We start from the raw sequence: 18971 nt of genomic DNA, 5'->3' as shown, positions 1-18971 counted from the left end.
CAGCACACAAAAGTCTTTTAAACTAGGCAACCGAAAGCAACACGTATGATACAGTCTCATTCACTACTCTTTCTAAAAATCCCTCAGCTATCAATGTAACTGAGGGATTTATTTATTCTGCGATGTATTTTTCAACATTGAACGTTTTTGAAATACCAAGATAGGCTATTCCATTTAAAATCAAGAGCACTAATGCAATCCCTAAACTTATGGAAGGATTTAACAACATGAGACCCGACGACTGTGAAATCAGTATTCCAATCAAAGGAAAGAGTAAAAAGAGAGATACCGATTGAGCTGATTTACTCGATTTAACATAGGGTGATATTCCAAAGACGAGTAGGGTTGAGAGTGTCACTAGAAGTGGAGAAACAACCAGTCCTACAATAGTCCAGATACTGTTAGGAAAAAGAGCTATTCCAAAAATTGACTTTCCTAAACCATTGACAATCATTCCATAGCACAGATGAGCTATCCAAGTGGCTAAAAGTGATGGCAAGATGGCAGACAGGAGTTTCCCAGCAATCAATTCTTTAGCCGAGACAGGAGTACTCAACAAGCCCTCCAAGGTATGATTTTCCTTTTCTCCAACAAAGGCGTAGGCTCCAATCAGATTTGAAAACATCACCGGCAAGATCATAAACATGGGCAATAAGAAATAAATTAAAATAGCATAAAGGGCTAAACTTTCTGTTTGTAAACTCTTGGGCAAGGGCAGAGCAGATAAATGTTTCAAGAAACTTTCCAAGCCAGTAATGGAGGCAGTCAGCTCCGGTCTTGCCCCCAACTTTAAAATGACTATCGGTAAGATAACACTAAAAATGAGAGGCAACAGAACAAAAGGTACCAATAAGGTCTTATCTTTAAAAAAATCCGACATGTCTTTTTTAGCGATTAACCAAATCCTAGTCCAAATCATCATTTTGCCCTCCAATAATCTCTAAATAAAATTGAGTTAAAGTTGGTTTTAGCTCAGACAACTGATAAAGTTGACAACCTTGTTCAACCAAATCAGAGACCATCTGAGGAAGATATGTTCTTTCTTCCACCTTTAAAACCAGCCTATTCCCCGTTTCCGAAACATGTCCCCACTTTGTCAAGACACTCTTTGCCTTATCAAGAGGCAAAACCTCTAAAATAAGCTTACGATGGGGATAATAAGCATCAAAGAGCTGAGACAAATTTCCTGAAACAAGAATCTTCTGTTTTGACAAGATAGCAACCTCATCCACTATATCTTCCAAGCCAAAAAGATGATGAGTGCACATAAAAACAGTCATCTTCTGCTCAGATACTAACCTTTTCAAGTAGGTCAGAAACTGCTCCGTCATCTGCGGATCAAGACCAGTTGTCGGTTCATCCAAAATCAATAATTTGGGCTGATGGAGGACAGCCCTAGCTAGAGCGGCCTTTTGTCGGTTTCCCTTGCTTAGTCTCTTAATTGGCACTTGAACATAGTCCTGCAAATCAAAACTTTCAACAACTTCAGGAAGCCTCTCTTTGAGTTTTTCAGAAGACATCCCATAAATCCGTCCCCAGAGTTTAAGGTTTTCTAAAACCGTTAAATTTCCGTAAAGATTGCCATCATTTTGCACCCCAATGTCAGATAATAAATCACTTCGGTTTGCTGGCGTCAGCTTTTGTCCAAAAAGCTCAATATCTCCGCAATCTGCAGTCAATAGCCCCAAGATAAGACGAATAAGAGTGGTTTTCCCCGCACCATTTGGCCCAAAAAGGGCAGTGATTTTCCCCTCTTCTAGGCTCAAATTGAGATTCTGTAAAACTAGCTTCCCTCTAAAAGATTTAGACAGGTTTTGACAATTTAAGATTTTCATAAAAACTCCTTCACTTAAGCAATTCTAAGCAGTAGGATTTAGTCTGGCAATGTGAACAAGTCAGCTTGCGCGTACGAGGCGTATGACCTGCTAAAGCAAATTCCGTAATCTTCACCTCAAAGGTCTTGTGACAATTCGGACAAAGGTAACAAACATCTTTGTAGTAGCGATAAATGAAATAAAGGAGGGCTGAGATGTAGACTGGAATTAGAAGATAAACCCACCAACTGTCCTGTAAAAGAAAAACTCCTAAAACAAATAGCACAACTGTCCCAAAAATCTCCCCTAAAAAAAGATATAAGTGACGACTCCAAGATTTCTGATTTTTCATTGAAAGAGAAATGTCTTGCAAATTGACTAGCGAATAACTTGGTTCTTTTTTGAGTCTGTCAAGCAAGTTGACAGCTGTGTCAAGTTTTGATTTTTGCTCTGCCACTTGACTCTTTAAGTTGGAAATCTGATCTGCCAACAGCATCTCAAGAACAGCGTCAGCGTTTTCTTCAGAAAGAACCCGCTTAATTTGCTCAATAGAAAAATCTAAATCGCGTAGGAAGCAAATCACCTGAAGCTTTTGAAAATCCTGATCAGTATAAATCCTACGCCCACCCTCAGTCAAGTCTGATGGTTGTAAAATGCCACGCTGATCATAATATTGAACTGTCCTTACTGAAACGCCAGCCAACTTAGCTAATTCCCCAGTCGAATAACAAGACATCCTACACCTTCTTTCCTCTCAAGATACAAGGTTTATCCCTCGTTCACCCCTATCTTACAATATTCCCCTAGGTCACAAGCAAGAGGTGACCCTAGGGGATTTTTTCGTTTAATCAAAAAGTCCACCTAGCGCAGCGAAAGGATTATTACCATGACTTTCTTCTTGTTGGTTCAAGTAGGACTTGTTATCATCCAATTCAAGAAATTTTTCATAGACCAGAGCAGTCATTCGCGCATCTTCCAGACTATTGTGACCGCGTCCTTTTATCCCTAAAAACTCAGCCACACTGGTCAATTTAAGATTGATAATACCGTTAAGGTCTGTGGAACGACGCTCAAAGGCCTCATCATAAAGGTCAACACGGTATTGTTCTGTCAAATCAAGCCCGTTTTCTGCTAAGAGTGGTAAATCAGATTTTCCAGCATTGTAACCGACCAACGGTAGTTCCCCAACAAAAGAGACAAACTTACTGATGACCGTCTCAATTTTGGGTGCACTAGCAATTTTTTCAGCTGTAATTCCCGTTAGACCATTGATAAACGACTGAAGAGGGACCTCTGTGAAAACATAGGTATCAAAGGTCTCAGCCTCTGTATGATCAATAAACTTGACTGCTGATAGCTGAATGATATGACTGACCTCATCGACAGTGTTAAATTCAAGGTCAAAAGCAACGTAGGTCTTTAAATTTTCCATTATTTCTCCATTCTCTAAAATGACTTTTTGATAGCCAAAAAGCCCTAACGGGCTCTTGACTTATTATTTACCAAAAAGACGGGCGAAAAAGCCTTTTTTGACTTCTTCAGTCTGTGCTTCTTGCAAAGCTTGATCAAGTTCTAACTTGAGTTGCTCCTTATCCTGCATGGCAGTCAAGGTCAACTGTTGCTGCTGATCCAGCTGCTTATCCTTCTCGGCAATCTGAATATCTTTAACACGGAGTTGCTCATCTTTGGCAGCCAACTGTTCATCTTTAGCTTTAAGCTGTTCAAAAAGACGGGTAATCTCAGAATTTTTCTCATCAACCAAAATCTCTAAAAGCTCACGATGTTTTGCCTCATCACTAACTGGCTCGTCTTCAAAAATGGTCTTCTTGTAGATTTTTTCCAGCTTAATCAAACCGCTACGTTTAACCACCGTCACACCTTTGTCATTTTTTTCAAGGTCTTCGGCTGGCAAAGTCTTCACACGATTGTTAATGGCCTGACGGCTCACTCCTAAAATTTCAGCCAATTCGCTGACTGTCTTTTCAATCTGCATTTTTACTTCCTTCAACACGTGTAATGATTTTCCATCACTGCTAGCTTATTTTTCATACTTTCCAAGACAGCGAAGAAAAACTTCTATCTTATAAATGGTATCACATCAGACCTTTAATGTCAATTTATGCTAAAATAGAAACATGACGCATTTTGATACAATTATAATCGGAGGAGGACCCGCAGGTATGATGGCAGCTATCTCCTCAAGCTATTATGGTAAAAAGGCTCTGTTGCTAGAAAAAAATCGCAGACTGGGCAAAAAGTTAGCTGGAACAGGCGGTGGCCGTTGCAACGTCACCAACAACGGGACTCTAGAAGAACTCATGGCTGGTATTCCTGGCAATGGCCGCTTTCTATATAGTGTTTTCTCCCAGTTTGATAACCATGACCTCATTCGTTTTTTTGAGGAAAATGGCTGCGCGCTAAAAGTCGAAGACCACGGGCGTATGTTCCCAACAACCGATAAATCCAAAACCATTATAGATACCCTAGAAAAGAAAATCCGAGAACTTAGCGGTCATATCAAGACCCAATTCGAAGTAGTCTCCGTGAAAAAAATCGACAATCTCTTTCACGTCAAGTCAGCTGAGGAAGAACTGACCTGCAATCAGCTGATTGTCACCACTGGAGGTAAATCTTACCCATCAACAGGTTCAACTGGTTTTGGCTACGACATCGCCCGCCACTTTAAGCTGGAAGTGACTGAACTTGAGGCTGCCGAAAGCCCACTCTTGACCGATTTTCCTCACAAGGCTTTGCAGGGGATTTCCCTTGACGAAGTCACTCTGACCTATGGTAAGCACGTCATCACCCACGACCTGCTCTTTACTCATTTTGGCTTGTCTGGCCCGGCAGCTCTCCGTATGTCTTCCTTTGTCAAAGGAGGTGAAATCTTAGAATTAGATTTGATTCCACAGACCTCGTCAGAAGAATTGCTGAGCTTTTTTCATAAAAATCGTGAAAAGTCTGTCAAGAATGCTCTAAAGCTTCTTATTCCCGAACGTGTCGCCGACTTTTTAGCCCAAGGCTATGCTGAAAAAGTCAAACAAGTCTCACCTAAAAGTCTAGAAGAACTAAGCCAAAAGCTCAAGGCTCTGCCAATCCCCGTGACGGGAAAAATGAGCCTAGCCAAGTCCTTCGTAACCAAGGGCGGTGTGGATTTGAAAGAAATCAATCCCAAAACTCTGGAAAGCAAAAAGGTACCAGGCCTTCACTTTGCAGGGGAAGTTTTAGATATCAATGCCCATACAGGTGGGTTTAACATCACTTCTGCCCTCTGCTCAGGCTGGGTCGCTGGAGCTATACACTACTAGCTTTAAAGCGTCTCCGACCTCAATTATAAAAAGCGAACAAAATTGTTCGCTTTTTATTGTTAATTTATCAGTTTTCAGAGTTATTGACAAAGAATCTCAAAGCTCAAAATCTTTTATCTGAGGTTATCTATTAGTCTAACATCAGACGAGGAGACATTGATGTCGAAGGAACTAGGCTTCACCAACTCAGGTCATTCAGGATCAAGTCTGATTTTTAAAACGAATTAATTCTCTTCTTTACGTTTAAGATAGGCCGCAAGGCTCAATGCTGCCAGACCACTCATGCTGAAGAGCAAGCTGTGGAGTGATTCGTCACCAGTTGCTGGAAGTTTTTTCTCTTCTGGAGCTTTAGCTGGATCAGCTACTGGTTTCGTACCAGGCTTATTGTCAACCTTATCTTGTGATGGTTTGTTTTGAGGATTATCATCTTCTGGTTTCTCAGGAGTTTTATCTTTCTCAGAATTATCATCTGGTTTAAGCTCATTGTTTTCCTGCTCTACTGAGCTTTCTTCCACATAGTTTTCAACGAATTTTTTCGTCCCTTTGATGTCAGCTTGAATTTTTTGCCCTGCTTTTTCCAAATCACTCAAATAGTCAACAAATACTTCTGTGTCAGGGTCAATAGCGCCGATAAGTCTTGCTTCTTTGAAGATTGAGAAGCCATCACCACCACCAAAGAGGAAATCATTGATGAGAACCTTGTAAGTTGCTTTTGGATCAATAGGAGTTCCATCTGATTTAAAGGCTTTAGCAACCTTGAATGCTTGATTTGGAGTAGTGTCGTCAGCCTTGGTGTAAACGTATTTCAAGCCAGACATTTGGAGGAAGTATTTTTCTTCTTCGTCGTATTGTTGGTTGAGGGCTGTGTAGATTTGTTCGCCCGTCATTTCAACGACTTGGAGAATATTTCCAAACGGTTGGACAGCCTGTGCTGCGCCCCAGGTTACTGTTCCATCAGGTTGTACTTTTAAATCTGCACGGATACCGCCATTATTAGTCATGGCAAAGTCAACATCATAACCTGATTTTTTCGCGATAGCCATTTGAGCAGTTGTTACCAGATTACCTACTGGACTTTCCTTAAACTCATTAACTTCACGAGTGATATCACTAGCTTCAGCAGCTGTACCAATTTTTTGTTCAGTGACTTGTTTAACAATACCATTTGCTTCGTCAACGATAGCCTTGATATTTGCGCTTGGAGCTTTTTTATCTGGCGCTACAGCAATAATTTTTGCTGTTGGAGTTGCTTTAAAGTCACTAATATCAGTGTCATATACGGCGCGAACATCTGAATAAGCCTTCCCCTGTGAAGTCGCTTGAACAATCAAGGTTTTTCCAACAATCCCATTTGTATAGGCATGATTGTGACCAGCAAAGACAATATCAACTGAATGCTCTGGGTAGAGTTCATTCAGTTTAGCAATCACATTGGCTGCATCGCCTTCTGCTACCCCTTCTTTACTGGTTGCAGGAACGTGAGCTAAGACAGCAATCGCATGAACTCCCTTTTCATTCAATTCACGAGAGTATTTGGCAATCGTTGTAGCTTCATCAAGGAAGTCGTATTGTTCATAATTTTTTTTCAAGACAAGATTTGGAATTTCTGTGGTCACAACTCCAATAAATCCGATATTAGCCACCTTGTCGTTGACAGGAATTTCCTTAATCGTATAAGGCTTCCAGTTAAAAGGGATTTCTCCCGTTACTTTGTCCACAACATTGGCAATCACCACTTCTTGTTTAGAAGCTTCATGTGTGTAATTATCTACAATTTCGTTGAATTTACCAGGTTCAGGAGCTTGGCCGGTCATGATACGATTGTATTCTTCCAATCCTTCGTCAAATTCATGGTTTCCAAGAGTTCCATATTCTACTTCCATCTCGTTAAAGACTTTTACCGTTGGCTCATCTTGCAGAAGGCCAGAGTTTGAAGGACTTGCTCCAACCATATCTCCTGCTTGAACACGAATAGATTCATTTGCATCAGCCGCTACAGTTTCTGCGTCAGCTTCAAATTCAGCTTGTGAGTCATCCATATACGTATCAAGCAAAGCAGCGGAACCTGCATTACGAACTGTTTCACCTTCAAGTCGAGCCGTTCCTGTCGTATCAAGTGCACCGTGGAAATCATTGACTCCCATGATTTGCACAGCTACATCATCCGCAAAAGCGGTCTGCGAAGCTGCTACGCTCAACCCAGCAACAACAGCTAAGATACTACTCTTTAAAATGATCCTCTTATTGTTAGCCATAAATTGTTAAACTCCCTAATTTTTTTCTGTCATATTCCGACGTTATTATAGTAACTCATTTAATAGTGAATTTCAATAGATTTTCCAACGTTTTAGGAAAGATATCATAAAATCGTTCGATTTTGGGGTATTTGAAAATATTTTTCCTGAAAACATTCAAATTTTCATTCGTTTTCCTTGTTTTCACAAATAATAGGATTTGTACTTGCCAAGCTTCGCTTTTTTGTGTATCATAGACATATCTCAAGCGGAGGTGGTGGAACGGCAGACACGCATGCTTCAGGCGCATGTGCCCGTACGGGTGTGAGGGTTCAAATCCCTTCCTCCGCATGATGTACAAGAAACCCAAGTCAGTTGAACTGGCTTGGGTTTTGCTTATCCTGCATATTTGGGGTTGGCTTTGCGACTGGCTAAGCCTGTCTTTTCTTGGACCAGTTGGTAGCTTTCTTCCACTGCTTGTGGAATGTCGACATGAGCCAGATAGTTGGCCCCTCTTGGTCCGTATCCCTCTTCGCCATCTCGCAGGCGGGGAATTTCACCTAAAAGCAGGCTAATGTAGCGGCCCATGTCCCACATACCAAAGGGAGCATTATCAAACTGGAGCTGGCCCTCTTCCTCCCTGACAGTCGCTTGATAGCTGGCGTAGTTGAGCAAGAGCTTATCCGCTGCGTACTTTTTCATAGTCGCCCACATCCGACGCTGCATAGTGGCATCTTGCATGAGCAGAATGGACTGAAAATCAATGCCCTTCTCAGCCAGCAAGTCCAGTAGGTAGGTGACATTATTGCCACAGTTGGTAGACTGGGTTTCTAGAAAATCGGCTGACAGACCGTACTTCTGCTCCAAGTAGGCTTGAAAAATCTCTGCTTCGGTCAAACCAGTTGGATCCAGCTGGGGAAAATGGTCCCACACTTGTTGGCGAAGTCCGTCGGTCGTGTGACCTGCTCCACCTGCGATGACGTAGGCCTTAGCAATTTTGTTTCGAACGGCTTCTGCCAGTTGGTCACCACCAGCTAGAATGGAGCCACCAAAAAAGAGGCTGGGCAGAAAGTCTAGCCTCGATTCTCAGAGTTCGTGTCAACATCTCAGCGCAGTGGTTGATTGGCAGATTTGTTCGTGTTTCACACTCCAAATCTGACCTAATCAACTGTGCGGGGGGTGGGAAGACGAACTCTTTTTAGACTGGTCGAGTTCTTTCCCACTCCCCTTGCTCTGTTTGGAGAGCTTGCATTATCAAGGAAGACAGTTATCTCAATCCACAAAACTGGGCTAATTGATTGACTGCCTGCGATAGTATCATGCTAAACCTGCTTCTTGGAGGCTGTCAGACAGACGTGCGAAGTCAGCCATAGAAAGTGCTTCTCCACGAACACTGGCTTCCAGCTCTGCCATGCCAAGTGCCTGCGTCAGCTTGTCCTTGACCTCGTCGGACTTACCAAAATGGTTGGTCAGGTTGTTCCACAAGGTCTTACGGCGGTGAACAAAGCTGGCCTTGGACACCCGGAAGAAGAAATCTTCGTCCTTAACGCTCACCAGGGGTTGGTCACGGCGGACCATTTTGAGAATGGCGGAATCCACGTTTGGAGCGGGCACAAAGACAGTGCGAGGCACGATGAAGGCCACCTTGACAGTCATGTAGTACTGGACCGCAATGGACAGGCTACCGTAAGCCTTGGTGTTTGGCTCGGCAGAAATGCGGTCGGCCACCTCTCGCTGCATCATGACCACGAACTCGCTGAAGGGAATCTTACTCTCAATCAGGTGCATGAGGATAGGGGTGGTGATGTAGTAGGGCAGGTTGGCCACGACCTTGATAGGCAGGTCAGGGTTCTTAAAGTTCTGAATCTGGGTCTGCAGGTCGGTCTTCAAGATGTCTTGGTTGACCACAGTCACATTGTCAAAGCGACCCAAGGTGTCCGCCAAAATCGGAATCAGGCGGTCGTCAATCTCAAAGGCCATGACCTCGGCAGCACTCTCCGCCAAAAACTCGGTCAAAGCTCCGATTCCAGGACCGATTTCGATGACATTGACATTCTGGTCAATCTCTGCCGTGTCCACAATCTTCTGTAAAATATTAGTATCGGTCAAAAAGTTCTGACCGAAGGATTTCTTAAAGGTAAACCCGTGGCGTTCAAGGACGGCACGAGTAACGTTTTTGTCTGCGATTCTCATTTATTTTTCTTCCTATTTTCAAACTCTGCTAATAGACGTTTTTTCAACTTTTCTAGCTCTTGTCCCTTCACACACTTTTTATCTGCATACATTTCATCAAATGGCAACCACCAAACTGGCCCTTTACCATTACGACCGTAAGCGCCTAAATCACCAGATTTTCTTGGAAAAATATGCCAATGTAGATGACTATCTCCATTCCCTAGACTCTCAATATTTATTTTATCAGCAAAAAAAGCTTCACTAACAAGTTCCGATACGTCCGCCATCTCGGATAAATGTTGATTTCGAAAAAGAGGAGGTAAATCATGCAATTCAGTGACGTGCTCCTTACACAAAAATAAAGTATACCCTTTAAAATGTTGGTGATCCCCAATAACGACATACCCTGTCTCAAGTTCTTTTACAAAATACGGATTTTCATTTTGCTTAATCCATTCAATCCTTTCACAGATAAGACACATAAAATTCTCCAATCACACGGTCATCTCACTCAATCGTGAAATAACACTTAGTTTTCTCATCGTTGCTGTAATGTCCAGCTGTTTTTCTAAATAATTGGTATTTAGTTTTTTCTTTCGAGCATCTCTCGGAAGATACATGTATAGACATTGACTTCCCAGACGCAACTCCTCATCGCCAAAGTCTTGGTGCAATAATTTGTTTAATTTTTCACCATTTATCTCATCATTGGTAAAGACCAAATGAACACGAGAAGGATCATAGCCCTCACCAAAAGAATTTTCAGCAACTGCTTGTGTTAACTCCATCTGATGTTTGACAATGATAGCTAACTCTGCACCTATTTTTTCTTTAATGGTTTGATGGATAAGCCGACTGAGTTGTTTATCTGATAAATCAGTTTCACAAACAACATTTCCACTTTGAATATAGGTTTGAACAGAAGTTAAACCAACTTCCGTCAAAATTTCCGCCAGATAGGACATCTTAGGAATTTTATTCTTGCCAACAGGGGTAACACCTCGAAGGAGGGCAATTTTTTTCATTTGTTAATCCCCCTCACCCATAATGGTCCTTTAACGACAAGATATACAACTGGTCTGCTTCTACCATATAAATCAACCGATTCTCCGCATCAATCCGTCTCGACCAGGCTCCTTGATAATCATACTTCAAAGGTTCTGGCTTGGCAATGCCTTCAAAAGGATGTCGTTGCATATCCTTGATAATCTTATTGATTCGCTTGAGTGTTTTCTTATCCTGACCCTGCCAATAAAGATAGTCTTCCCAGGCATCCTCTGTGAAATGGATTCCCATGCTAGTCCGCCTCTATCAGATTGCGTTCTTGGGTTTGTCCCGCTTTGACTTGAGCCATACCACGTAGAACTTTTTGAGATAGATAGGCGTTCCGAGCAACAACAAGGGTTTCTTGTAAGCTATCCCACTCACTCTTTGACAGTACAACAATATCTTCCTCTGGATTTTTATTAACCACGACCAAAGGCTCAAACTCGTCATTGACCTTTTTCATGTAGTCCTTTAAGTGATTTCGAAAATGGGAATATACAATAGCTTCCATAAGCAATACCTCTCATCATTTCTAGGCTTACTATAGCATAGAAAAAAAGAGTTGTCAAACTTATTGTACAACTCTTTAGCAATTCTCCACCTTCTACTCCCCGTCTTCAAACCAGTAAAAATTCTCCGTCAGCTGTGGCTGTTCAAAGATTTCCAACATAGTTTCAAAACCATCTGCCAACGAAACATTCTTCAAATCCGCACAATCAATCCAGAAGACCTCCCCCTCATCAGAAAATTGGATAGAAGCATTAAGAAAAAGCATTCCTTATCGATAATATCCTTTCAATCGGTATCCCTCAGCTTCCAGTCTTTTTCATATTCAACCAGATAGATACTACTTAGGTAAATCTTCCATAATGAACTGTCAGAAATTTACTTTACATTAATTTGTTCATATTTTTAAATGGTTTCATGAACAAAAGTTTCGTTTATTATCTATTATTGAATTCTATTTTCCTCTCATCAAGCAACCTAACGATAAGACTATTCAACCGTTCCTTGTCTTCTTCAGTTGTTGCAAAGTATTTTTTAATATCGCTAGGTGTTCTATGTTCTAATAGCATTTTCATTACTCTGTCACTACGGTCATTAAACCACTTCCAATCAACTTCAGGAAAAATCCCTTTAATATCTTTCTCAATATCCTGAATCATATCAGTTATACTAATTTCTGCAAAATAACCTTTATTTTTTAAATTAAACAAATTAGATAGTGAGGTTTTCAAAGGATCTGGATATGATTGAATAGCTGATTCCTCAGCATTTATTCTACCCATCAAATATGTATATATATCCTTTTGAATTTTAGAGAAATCAAAAATTTCTGAAAGCATTAATTCAATGATTTCGTGAAACCTTATTTCTATCGACTCCTCTTCTTCATATTTTGCGAAAAATTCAATAATGTCTCCTTGTGTCTCAACACTTAAATATTCAAAAAAATTAACAAAAAATTTTGTATACTTAAAAATCTCGCATATATCTACATCTTCATATTTTAATTTTAGAATATCTACTCTTAATTCCTCAACGGATATAATAACATTAGTTCCTCCTAATTTACACAAATGAAGCAATTCAGCATATAATTCAAAGTTATTATAATGAATCTCTAAAGTATCCTTAATAATATCATTAATATGTCTCTCAATAATCGTAATTAATTGTTTTTTCTCCAAATCACTACTTATGCATTCTATATTAAGAATAATAGTTTTTAATATTCCTTTTATCTCGTCACTCAAGTCAAAGTACAAAATTTGTCTATCCAGAATAGTAATCAATTGAGAGATGTTATCGTCCTTATATTCAATAAACGAAAGAAAGCTCAATAAATGTTTACATTCTTGATAAATTTCAAGATTATCTAATCTGTCAATTTGTTGAAGCTCCTCAATTTTATCAAATAAAAATCTTCTTGTTTCATTACTGATTTTTATCTTACTAAATGAATAATTACGCAAATACATTCTTAACAATTTAAGATTTAAACTTGGAAGAATTATTTTAGCATCATTCAATTCAAGCTCTTTAATAACAGATGATACATTATAAAATACATCACTTGAATTTGATTTTTTTAAGTTTGAATTATCATAACTTAGAAGTAATATTTCAAAATATCTATTAATGATAGCTTTATATGGTCTATACTGTTCAACACAAATACAGTTTAACTCAATAAAATCCTGTAAATTTTGTATTTCATATTCTGCGTTCCATAGATTATTATTATACGAAGAACCACCTCTTTTATACAAGTTATGTTCCTCTCTAATTTTATCAAATAAATCATTTATGCACTCTAGTTTTCTATCCAGAAAACTCATATTTAAGATTGTATCTCTAAAATATTCAAGAATCTTTTTGTCATTCCCAGATGTTGAATCTATTATCTGTTGAGTTAACTCACTTAATTCCTCTAAGAAAATTGGTTCTTGATAATCTTCCTCATCATGCCAAAAAGTATGGATATGTTTAAAATTAAATTCACACAGTAAGAAAGTAAAGTAATCTTTTCTGCGATACGAAGCATTCGCTAATTCTCTAAATTTAGCCTTTGCTAGAGAATACTTCTTTTCTTGATATAGTACAAATACTTCCGCCAGATATTTGTTAGCAGTCAGATTCCTACTCTCATTCAATTCTAAATCAAAAAAATTATTGAGTATTGATTTTTTTTCAATTAAATCTTTTATTTTTCCATGATTATCGATTTCAAAACCAACTCCCTCTCTCGTACTCCAAAAGTATCCTCCGGAATCTATATATACACTTCCTTTTAAGTTAGAATACTTTAAAAAATCCCTAAAATCTATAAAGTATAGCTTATCTAAAAATGAAATCTGATTCCATAAATCATCTGCATTTCTTATTTTTTTTCTTTTCGAATTAGTAATATCCTCTAAAAAATTTTTCGTTCTTTCAAATAACTCAAAATCCCTATTCCCTTTAGATGAAGAATTATCTGATATACAACTCTCCTTAAAATCATTAGAAATAATAAATATCCCTTTTTTCTTATAATAGTCTCTGACAATTGTTGACGGACCATCTGGGGTATAAAAATAGGCAACTTTTGCATCCAACTCAAAATTATTTTGTATTAACCTAAAGATAGAATTAAACGTAGAATCGCTTAAAGAATATCCTACAAATAGAATTGTATGATTCATTATGAGTGATTGGATGAGTGTAGAAATCATGGGAAAGTTTAAATGATAATCAAGATAATCATCTTCCTTCAATACAATATTTTTCTTTCTAAAATCTCCATGCATTTTAATTAGATATTTTTCTGATTTCACGTATGGAATATCTCTGTCCGAAGCTACAACATTATACCTTAACATACCATTTTCAAACTGTTGTTCAAGTAAAGTATCATAATTAGTCGTAATAATGTGTTTAGGAGAAAGAATCTCTATCAACTCGTGTAATCTGTTTGGAACAGTCACCCCCTTACTTGAAAAAACTTCCTCAATTCTTTTCATGTATTGATTCTTACCAAAAGTATCATAGTAATATTGTGCTATCCTTAAATAATCAGATAAGTCGGGCGATTCTTCGGAAATATTCAATTCAGCGGAGAAAATATCTATCAATTCTCCCCATGTAGGTAATCCAGAATTCTTCGAAATGCCTGAACCAACGAACAAAATTAACGAATCATCTTGTATTGCATCTATTAGTCGATTTTTAGCTAAATAATAATTCCCTTTCATACTCTCTCCTCGAATTTTATAGCTATTCTGCTACTTTTTATTTCGACTTAAAATATCTGAATAGCCTGATGTATAAACCATTTTGAAAAATACGTAAAACAGTTAAAACACTTTGAACAGAAACTCTAACACCTTGATAAGTCTATATTACTTTTCCCTTCCTTCTCCACTGCTACAGCAAGTATCACTGAATAAAACTCAAATTCCATACTTCTCTTTGACACGCTCTAGGCTGATCCCTTGACCTGCCTCAATCGCCTGCTGATTTTCCCGGATTTCCTTCTGTAACTGTAAAAACAACTCTTCTGCTGTCAGAATTGGAAATTCATTTTTTACAGCAATGTTTTGTAAGAAGAGATTGAAGCCAGCAGTCAAATCCAGCTGGTTCATAGCAAATACTTCCTTGCCTGATTCCAATTCACTCATATTCCCCCATACACTCTTCCACCTCCTCCAAACTTATCCCAAACAGTTCCAAGCGTTTGAGCAGTTGTTTGCCATTGCAATATCCAATGCGCAGCTTTTCTCCTAGATATTCGCGGCGTTTTCGGCTATCCGCCTCCATAAGGAGGCCTAAGCGCACGAGGTCTGATTGACTAATATCAAACTGGTTATCATCATCATATGCTCCAAGGACTGTGGATAGAGCTTTCTGTAAATCCTCAAAGCTAGCGTGCTCAACACCTAGAGAGCGCCCTTTGTTTTTGGACTTTGGTGCTGCTTCGTCACGGTTGAGAAAAGCGTGCTTGGCCGTTGGGATGGCCTGCATGATGATTTTGCGGATACGCTCCCCACTGTAGTCGGGATCAGTAAAAACGATGACCCCGCGCAAATTGTTAAGCCGGTCAATTCGCTCTAAATCGTCATCTGTAATGGCAGAGCCTCTGGTTTCGTAGGTATCCACCTCGTAAAAACGCTTCAAGTTTGCCGTATCGTCCTTGCCTTCTACCACAAGAACTTCATGTATTTTAATTTTTTCCATAATTCTCTTTTGGGTAGTTTCCTCAGATGATGGGGATATAAGCGACTGCCCACGGTGTTCCATTACTTATTTTTGAACTTAACTTTCCTAACGGCATGGATACTGTTACTTTCATCACGATGGAAACTATCGGTTTAGGACCTATGGTCGCTATTCTTCTCATCTACTTTTTCACTCCAAATACCCGCATAGCATTGTCATAGGTTACTTCTGCTACTTCTTCCACGGACATGCCACGAAGCTCAGCGATTTTCTCGACCACGTAACGGGTGTAGGCGGTTTTGTTTTCACGTCCTCGCTTTGGCACGGGCGCTAGGTAGGGGGCGTCCGTTTCGACTAGGATTTTTTCTGAGGGTAAATGCTGTGCACACTCTTGGAGTTCGATTGATTTCTTAAATGTGACAACCCCTGAAAATGAAATCATCATCCCCAGCTCCATAAAACGCTCTGCCATTTCCAAAGAACCTGAATAGGAATGCATAATCCCACCACGAGGTCCAACGCCAACTTCCTTAATGACCTCATAGGTGTCTTTGAGAGCATCACGGGTGTGGACCACAAAGGGTAGGTCCAGTTCCTTAGCCAGCGCTATCTGGCGCTTGAAAACCTTATTTTGTACTTCCTTTGGATCCTCCATCCAGTAATAGTCAAGTCCAATCTCGCCCAAAGCGATAACCTTTGGATGTTTAAGAACTTGACGCAGGTAGCTTTCCACTTCGTCATTGTAAGAGCCTGCTTCAGTCGGATGCCAGCCAAGAGTCAGGTAAATTTCGGGATGAGCGTCTGCCAGTTCAATGGCTCGCTCGATAGTTGGACGGTCAAAACCGACCACATTATGAAGGGTGACCCCCATCTCCTTAGCTAAGGCCAATTCTTCTTCCACTGTCTCATTAAAATTTTCCACGTTGAGGTGGGTATGGGTATCGAATATTTCCATGGTTTGATTTTTCATAATTCCTCTTACTTCCTAACGGTATCTCAATAAGCTCTACTAAGCTTTTTTCAAATTTCCATACTTCCCCATGTTTCCCAATTATTTCCCCTACTATGGTTAATTTGTGGTTAATCTCATGGTTAGTTTTATAAAGAAATTTGATTAAGTTTTTTCCTGACTTCATCATGTATATTCTGTGTCACATGACTATAAATCTTGAGGGTTATAGATTCATCAATATGACCGACACGTTCCATGATAGCTTTTATAGGAACACCTAGCTCCGCTAATAAACTAATATGAGAATGCCTGAGCATGTGAATATTGTACGCCCTCCCCTCACCCAAAACCGTGTCACATCTATCTTTGATAAATTGATATAGCTGTAATCACGCTTAACTCTGGTATCACAACATTTTTAACAGGTGTTTTTATAATATAACCAATTCGCTCTGCATAACCGAAGATTCCGTTGAGATAGATTTTCCTATTTTTACGAGTAATATTCGCAATATTTAACCCCAATAAATACGATTGTATCTGCGGTGTTGTATCATCCGAAAGTCGTAAGTCTCCAACTTCTTCTATAAAGCAGCGTAGAAAATTCATCTCGCTTTTAAAGCTAGCTGGTTTGATTTCACTTCTACGAACATCCTGCCACTCTTCCAGTAATTGGCTGAATGTCATATTTGAGATTTTTTGAAGTTTCAGTTCTCTCTTTGTTGGTGCAGATAAAATGTTATTTATTTTTACAGCCAGCCGTCTTTTTGCTTCTGCTTGTGACACTCTTGACTTAGAGTTCATTGTCACAGTGACCTGTTTCCACTTTTGCTCTCGAATGTCATAAAATTTTTTATAAAAACGGTACTTGCCATTTGCTAGTTGTTTATAAAACATATCTTCTCCTTATATAAAGAAAAGCTATGTAGCATAGCTTATTATACCATAACTACATAGCTTTCTCACGCTTCTCTTGTTTGAATTGAAGGAACTTTCGATAACCTTCAACACTTATATACACCCTCTTATGAGTTGGTCTCAAAATTGCACTTTCAAATTGAGATAATCTTCTCATTTCTATAAGGTCATTATTTAAAGTCTTCAGCTTGTAACAAAAGCAAGACAAGGAGCGATTCATCTGAAACTTTAACTAAGCTAACATTACGCCGATATTTGAAGGAATCTGCGCAATAATTTTGGTAGAAGTGATGACAAATTTGTGATAATTGGCGTACATTCCATTGCAAATGATGAGATTTAGCAGTATAGTCCATTTGGGCTTTTTATTGTATGTTGAAATTAACTAGCACCATGGGTAATACCTTTTTCCTTTCTTTTCTAGTTTTACGACATTGCGGTCATAATTTTAGTGTGATTGCTTCTTAGACTTAACTAATCCAAATGTTGACATAAGAGTTAAGACAAAACCAAGCAAGCCAAGAGCAGATTCAGAATCCCCTGTAGCTGGTAAGTCAGCTTTTGCTTGGCTAATAGGCTCATCTGTAGACTTAGTAACAGGCGATACCTGACTAGCCAACGCTACACCACCTAATACTTTACCAGTATTGTAAGTAATAGGTACAGTAGTTTTATTAGAGTTAATTTCTTCTTTACGCTCTTTTTCAAGTTGTTCTTGACGTTTAGCCTCTTGTACCTTTTGATAAGCGTTTAATACTACCTTATAATGGTTGGTAGCTTCTTTTTCAATCGCTTTTAGTTCTTCTAAGCGAGAAGTAGCCGCTGCCAAAGCAGATTTTTTATCTTCTAATCGTGAAACAGATAGTTTCAAAATAGCTTGAGCATCCTTAAGGACTGCTGGAGCATTTAGGAGAACTTTCAAGTCATTGTTAGCTTCAGCTAATTTTTCCTTAAGCTCTGATAAAGTATTTTCAGCTTTCTTAACTTTGAGTGTTGCTTCGGACTTAGCCAATTTAGCTTGTTCCAAGACTTTCTTGTCAGCACTTAGTAACTGTTGGAGAGCTTCCAACTCAACTTCTTTTGCTTTCAAGTAGGCATTTGCTGCTTCAACATTAGCTTGTTTTTGTTTAACGTCAGCTTTAAGAGTTTTCAGTGCTTCCTGAGCTTTCTGATATACCCCATTTGAAGCTATTACTTTTCCTTTAGCCAAAGTTACCGCTTTTTCAGCCAACGGAGTTTGTACTGGGGTAGCTAACGCTTTTTCTAAAGACTCCTGAGCAGTCTTAGCAGTAGCTTCGGCTGTACCCTTTTCAGCTTGTTTAAGTGCTAGAGTTTCTTGAGCTTTTTTATTAGCTTCCTCTGCCTTAACTAGGGAGTCCTTTGCTTTTTGATATACTTCTTGAAGTTTTTCGATTGTGCTGTTGTTAGCAATCGCTGTTTTATCAAAAGTTGATTCTGAAACCAAGTCCTCATCTCCTACCAGTAGAAAATGTACAGAATTTGCATCAGAACGAGATGATAGATCAATCCCCAAGTAACGTGTGTCATTAGTTAGACCAGAAATTGATTCAGCATGTAAATACTCATAACCATTAAACATGAAACTAATAAGGCTCTGATAGATTTTACGTTTAGCATTTGCAAGCGTTACTGTAGCGCTTGGATTGCTAAAGGTGTTCATATTTTCATAACTTTGGAATCCCTGAGCCTCATCTTCAGCTGAAGTTGTTTTGAGTCCAACTTCTTTAGCTGCAGCATTAACCGCCTTGGCATCATGTCCGATTGTACGTGTCTGAGCAAAAGACCAGTTGTCAGCAACATA

General features: G+C 39.2%; 21 protein-coding genes, 1 tRNA gene and 1 pseudogene. 2 read left to right on the top strand and 21 right to left on the bottom strand.

Annotation, left to right across the window (positions count from 1 at the left end; genetic code table 11):
* Window positions 1–112 precede the first annotated feature (112 nt).
* From G576_RS0107720 to G576_RS0107700, 5 genes are all read right to left on the bottom strand, one after another.
* Complete coding sequence (locus tag G576_RS0107720; RefSeq protein WP_037618751.1) at window positions 113–922, bottom strand: ABC transporter permease subunit; 810 nt, start codon at window positions 920–922, stop codon at window positions 113–115.
* The gene (locus G576_RS0107715) at window positions 906–1835 is read right to left on the bottom strand and encodes an ABC transporter ATP-binding protein (protein ID WP_027974113.1); all 930 of its coding nucleotides are present in this window, start codon (window positions 1833–1835) and stop codon (window positions 906–908) included. The genes G576_RS0107720 and G576_RS0107715 overlap by 17 nt, the downstream gene beginning before the upstream one ends.
* 10 nt (window positions 1836–1845) lie before the next feature.
* Window positions 1846–2550 carry a MerR family transcriptional regulator gene (locus G576_RS0107710; protein WP_027974112.1) on the bottom strand — a complete coding sequence of 235 codons (705 nt, stop codon included), beginning with the start codon at window positions 2548–2550 and terminating at the stop codon, window positions 1846–1848.
* 108 nt (window positions 2551–2658) lie between these two features.
* On the bottom strand, window positions 2659–3246 hold the full coding sequence (locus tag G576_RS0107705; protein ID WP_027974111.1) for a 3'-5' exonuclease: 588 nt from the start codon (window positions 3244–3246) through the stop codon (window positions 2659–2661).
* Between the two features lie 63 nt (window positions 3247–3309).
* Complete coding sequence (locus G576_RS0107700; protein WP_027974110.1) at window positions 3310–3807, bottom strand: DUF536 domain-containing protein; 498 nt, start codon at window positions 3805–3807, stop codon at window positions 3310–3312.
* 142 nt (window positions 3808–3949) lie between these two features.
* Here G576_RS0107700 and aao point away from each other — a divergent pair, with 142 nt between their 5' ends.
* Window positions 3950–5122, top strand: coding sequence for an aminoacetone oxidase (gene aao, locus G576_RS0107695; RefSeq protein ID WP_027974109.1), 1173 nt, complete (start codon window positions 3950–3952; stop codon window positions 5120–5122).
* A 224-nt stretch (window positions 5123–5346) separates the two neighbouring features.
* On the opposite strand, the gene G576_RS0107690 is transcribed toward aao, so the two are convergent.
* Complete coding sequence (locus G576_RS0107690; RefSeq protein WP_027974108.1) at window positions 5347–7377, bottom strand: surface-anchored 5'-nucleotidase; 2031 nt, start codon at window positions 7375–7377, stop codon at window positions 5347–5349.
* Window positions 7378–7624: 247 nt separating this feature from the next.
* On the opposite strand from G576_RS0107690, the gene G576_RS0107685 reads away from it, so the two are divergent.
* Window positions 7625–7707 (top strand) — tRNA-Leu (locus tag G576_RS0107685).
* A gap of 45 nt (window positions 7708–7752) precedes the next feature.
* On the opposite strand, the gene G576_RS12545 is transcribed toward G576_RS0107685, so the two are convergent.
* The 15 genes and pseudogenes from G576_RS12545 to G576_RS0107620 form a co-directional block, all read right to left on the bottom strand.
* On the bottom strand, window positions 7753–8289 hold the full coding sequence (locus G576_RS12545) for an ElyC/SanA/YdcF family protein (RefSeq protein WP_051178055.1): 537 nt from the start codon (window positions 8287–8289) through the stop codon (window positions 7753–7755).
* Window positions 8290–8673: 384 nt separating this feature from the next.
* A complete protein-coding gene (gene rsmA / locus G576_RS0107675) occupies window positions 8674–9549 on the bottom strand; it encodes a 16S rRNA (adenine(1518)-N(6)/adenine(1519)-N(6))-dimethyltransferase RsmA (RefSeq protein WP_027974107.1) in 876 nt (291 codons plus the stop codon).
* The gene (locus tag G576_RS0107670; RefSeq protein ID WP_027974106.1) at window positions 9546–10013 is read right to left on the bottom strand and encodes an HIT family protein; all 468 of its coding nucleotides are present in this window, start codon (window positions 10011–10013) and stop codon (window positions 9546–9548) included. The genes rsmA and G576_RS0107670 overlap by 4 nt, the downstream gene beginning before the upstream one ends.
* 12 nt (window positions 10014–10025) lie before the next feature.
* Window positions 10026–10556, bottom strand: a complete 531-nt coding sequence (locus tag G576_RS0107665) for a DUF1697 domain-containing protein (RefSeq protein ID WP_027974105.1) — start codon at window positions 10554–10556, stop codon at window positions 10026–10028.
* A 13-nt stretch (window positions 10557–10569) separates the two neighbouring features.
* Window positions 10570–10827 carry a Txe/YoeB family addiction module toxin gene (locus tag G576_RS0107660; protein ID WP_027974104.1) on the bottom strand — a complete coding sequence of 86 codons (258 nt, stop codon included), beginning with the start codon at window positions 10825–10827 and terminating at the stop codon, window positions 10570–10572.
* Between the two features lies 1 nt (window position 10828).
* Complete coding sequence (locus tag G576_RS0107655; protein ID WP_037618746.1) at window positions 10829–11089, bottom strand: type II toxin-antitoxin system Phd/YefM family antitoxin; 261 nt, start codon at window positions 11087–11089, stop codon at window positions 10829–10831.
* Between the two features lie 93 nt (window positions 11090–11182).
* A complete protein-coding gene (locus G576_RS12540) occupies window positions 11183–11353 on the bottom strand; it encodes an NUDIX hydrolase (RefSeq protein WP_245563029.1) in 171 nt (56 codons plus the stop codon).
* A 169-nt stretch (window positions 11354–11522) separates the two neighbouring features.
* Window positions 11523–14315 (bottom strand): SIR2 family protein, encoded by a 2793-nt coding sequence (locus G576_RS0107645; RefSeq protein WP_027974102.1) that lies wholly within the window; start codon window positions 14313–14315, stop codon window positions 11523–11525.
* A 198-nt stretch (window positions 14316–14513) separates the two neighbouring features.
* Window positions 14514–14741: a type II toxin-antitoxin system RelB/ParD family antitoxin gene (gene relB, locus G576_RS12535; protein WP_051178052.1), complete on the bottom strand. Its 228-nt coding sequence runs from the start codon at window positions 14739–14741 to the stop codon at window positions 14514–14516.
* On the bottom strand, window positions 14734–15297 hold the full coding sequence (gene rnmV / locus G576_RS0107635) for a ribonuclease M5 (protein WP_027974101.1): 564 nt from the start codon (window positions 15295–15297) through the stop codon (window positions 14734–14736). The genes relB and rnmV overlap by 8 nt, the downstream gene beginning before the upstream one ends.
* 163 nt (window positions 15298–15460) lie before the next feature.
* Window positions 15461–16234, bottom strand: a complete 774-nt coding sequence (locus tag G576_RS0107630; protein ID WP_027974100.1) for a TatD family hydrolase — start codon at window positions 16232–16234, stop codon at window positions 15461–15463.
* A gap of 143 nt (window positions 16235–16377) precedes the next feature.
* The gene (locus G576_RS13935) at window positions 16378–16548 is read right to left on the bottom strand and encodes a tyrosine-type recombinase/integrase (protein WP_245563028.1); all 171 of its coding nucleotides are present in this window, start codon (window positions 16546–16548) and stop codon (window positions 16378–16380) included.
* Window positions 16549–16591: 43 nt separating this feature from the next.
* A complete protein-coding gene (locus G576_RS12530; protein WP_245563027.1) occupies window positions 16592–17128 on the bottom strand; it encodes a hypothetical protein in 537 nt (178 codons plus the stop codon).
* 203 nt (window positions 17129–17331) lie between these two features.
* Window positions 17332–17505, bottom strand: a pseudogene (locus G576_RS13300) (IS982 family transposase); the annotation flags it as partial.
* A gap of 92 nt (window positions 17506–17597) precedes the next feature.
* Window positions 17598–18971, bottom strand: a 1374-nt coding sequence (locus G576_RS0107620) for an SEC10/PgrA surface exclusion domain-containing protein (RefSeq protein ID WP_027974099.1), incomplete at its 5' end; no start/stop codon positions are given.

It is taken from the genome of Streptococcus porci DSM 23759 (genome assembly GCF_000423765.1).
GTDB lineage: Bacteria > Bacillota > Bacilli > Lactobacillales > Streptococcaceae > Streptococcus > Streptococcus porci.
This window is presented reverse-complemented; position numbering and strand designations above follow the sequence as displayed.

Coding starts and splice junctions, on each gene's coding strand:
- G576_RS0107630 (WP_027974100.1), bottom strand. CDS start 16,234: ATGGAAATATTCGATACCCATACCCACCTCAACGTGGAAAATTTTAAT.
- G576_RS0107655 (WP_037618746.1), bottom strand. CDS start 11,089: ATGGAAGCTATTGTATATTCCCATTTTCGAAATCACTTAAAGGACTAC.
- G576_RS0107670 (WP_027974106.1), bottom strand. CDS start 10,013: ATGTGTCTTATCTGTGAAAGGATTGAATGGATTAAGCAAAATGAAAAT.
- G576_RS0107715 (WP_027974113.1), bottom strand. CDS start 1,835: ATGAAAATCTTAAATTGTCAAAACCTGTCTAAATCTTTTAGAGGGAAG.
- G576_RS0107665 (WP_027974105.1), bottom strand. CDS start 10,556: ATGAAAAAAATTGCCCTCCTTCGAGGTGTTACCCCTGTTGGCAAGAAT.
- G576_RS12530 (WP_245563027.1), bottom strand. CDS start 17,128: ATGTTTTATAAACAACTAGCAAATGGCAAGTACCGTTTTTATAAAAAA.
- rsmA (WP_027974107.1), bottom strand. CDS start 9,549: ATGAGAATCGCAGACAAAAACGTTACTCGTGCCGTCCTTGAACGCCAC.
- G576_RS0107645 (WP_027974102.1), bottom strand. CDS start 14,315: ATGAAAGGGAATTATTATTTAGCTAAAAATCGACTAATAGATGCAATA.
- relB (WP_051178052.1), bottom strand. CDS start 14,741: ATGAGTGAATTGGAATCAGGCAAGGAAGTATTTGCTATGAACCAGCTG.
- G576_RS0107705 (WP_027974111.1), bottom strand. CDS start 3,246: ATGGAAAATTTAAAGACCTACGTTGCTTTTGACCTTGAATTTAACACT.
- G576_RS0107660 (WP_027974104.1), bottom strand. CDS start 10,827: ATGGGAATCCATTTCACAGAGGATGCCTGGGAAGACTATCTTTATTGG.
- G576_RS12540 (WP_245563029.1), bottom strand. CDS start 11,353: ATGCTTTTTCTTAATGCTTCTATCCAATTTTCTGATGAGGGGGAGGTC.
- G576_RS0107690 (WP_027974108.1), bottom strand. CDS start 7,377: ATGGCTAACAATAAGAGGATCATTTTAAAGAGTAGTATCTTAGCTGTT.
- aao (WP_027974109.1), top strand. CDS start 3,950: ATGACGCATTTTGATACAATTATAATCGGAGGAGGACCCGCAGGTATG.
- G576_RS0107700 (WP_027974110.1), bottom strand. CDS start 3,807: ATGCAGATTGAAAAGACAGTCAGCGAATTGGCTGAAATTTTAGGAGTG.
- G576_RS0107720 (WP_037618751.1), bottom strand. CDS start 922: ATGATGATTTGGACTAGGATTTGGTTAATCGCTAAAAAAGACATGTCG.
- G576_RS0107710 (WP_027974112.1), bottom strand. CDS start 2,550: ATGTCTTGTTATTCGACTGGGGAATTAGCTAAGTTGGCTGGCGTTTCA.
- G576_RS13935 (WP_245563028.1), bottom strand. CDS start 16,548: ATGCTCAGGCATTCTCATATTAGTTTATTAGCGGAGCTAGGTGTTCCT.
- rnmV (WP_027974101.1), bottom strand. CDS start 15,297: ATGGAAAAAATTAAAATACATGAAGTTCTTGTGGTAGAAGGCAAGGAC.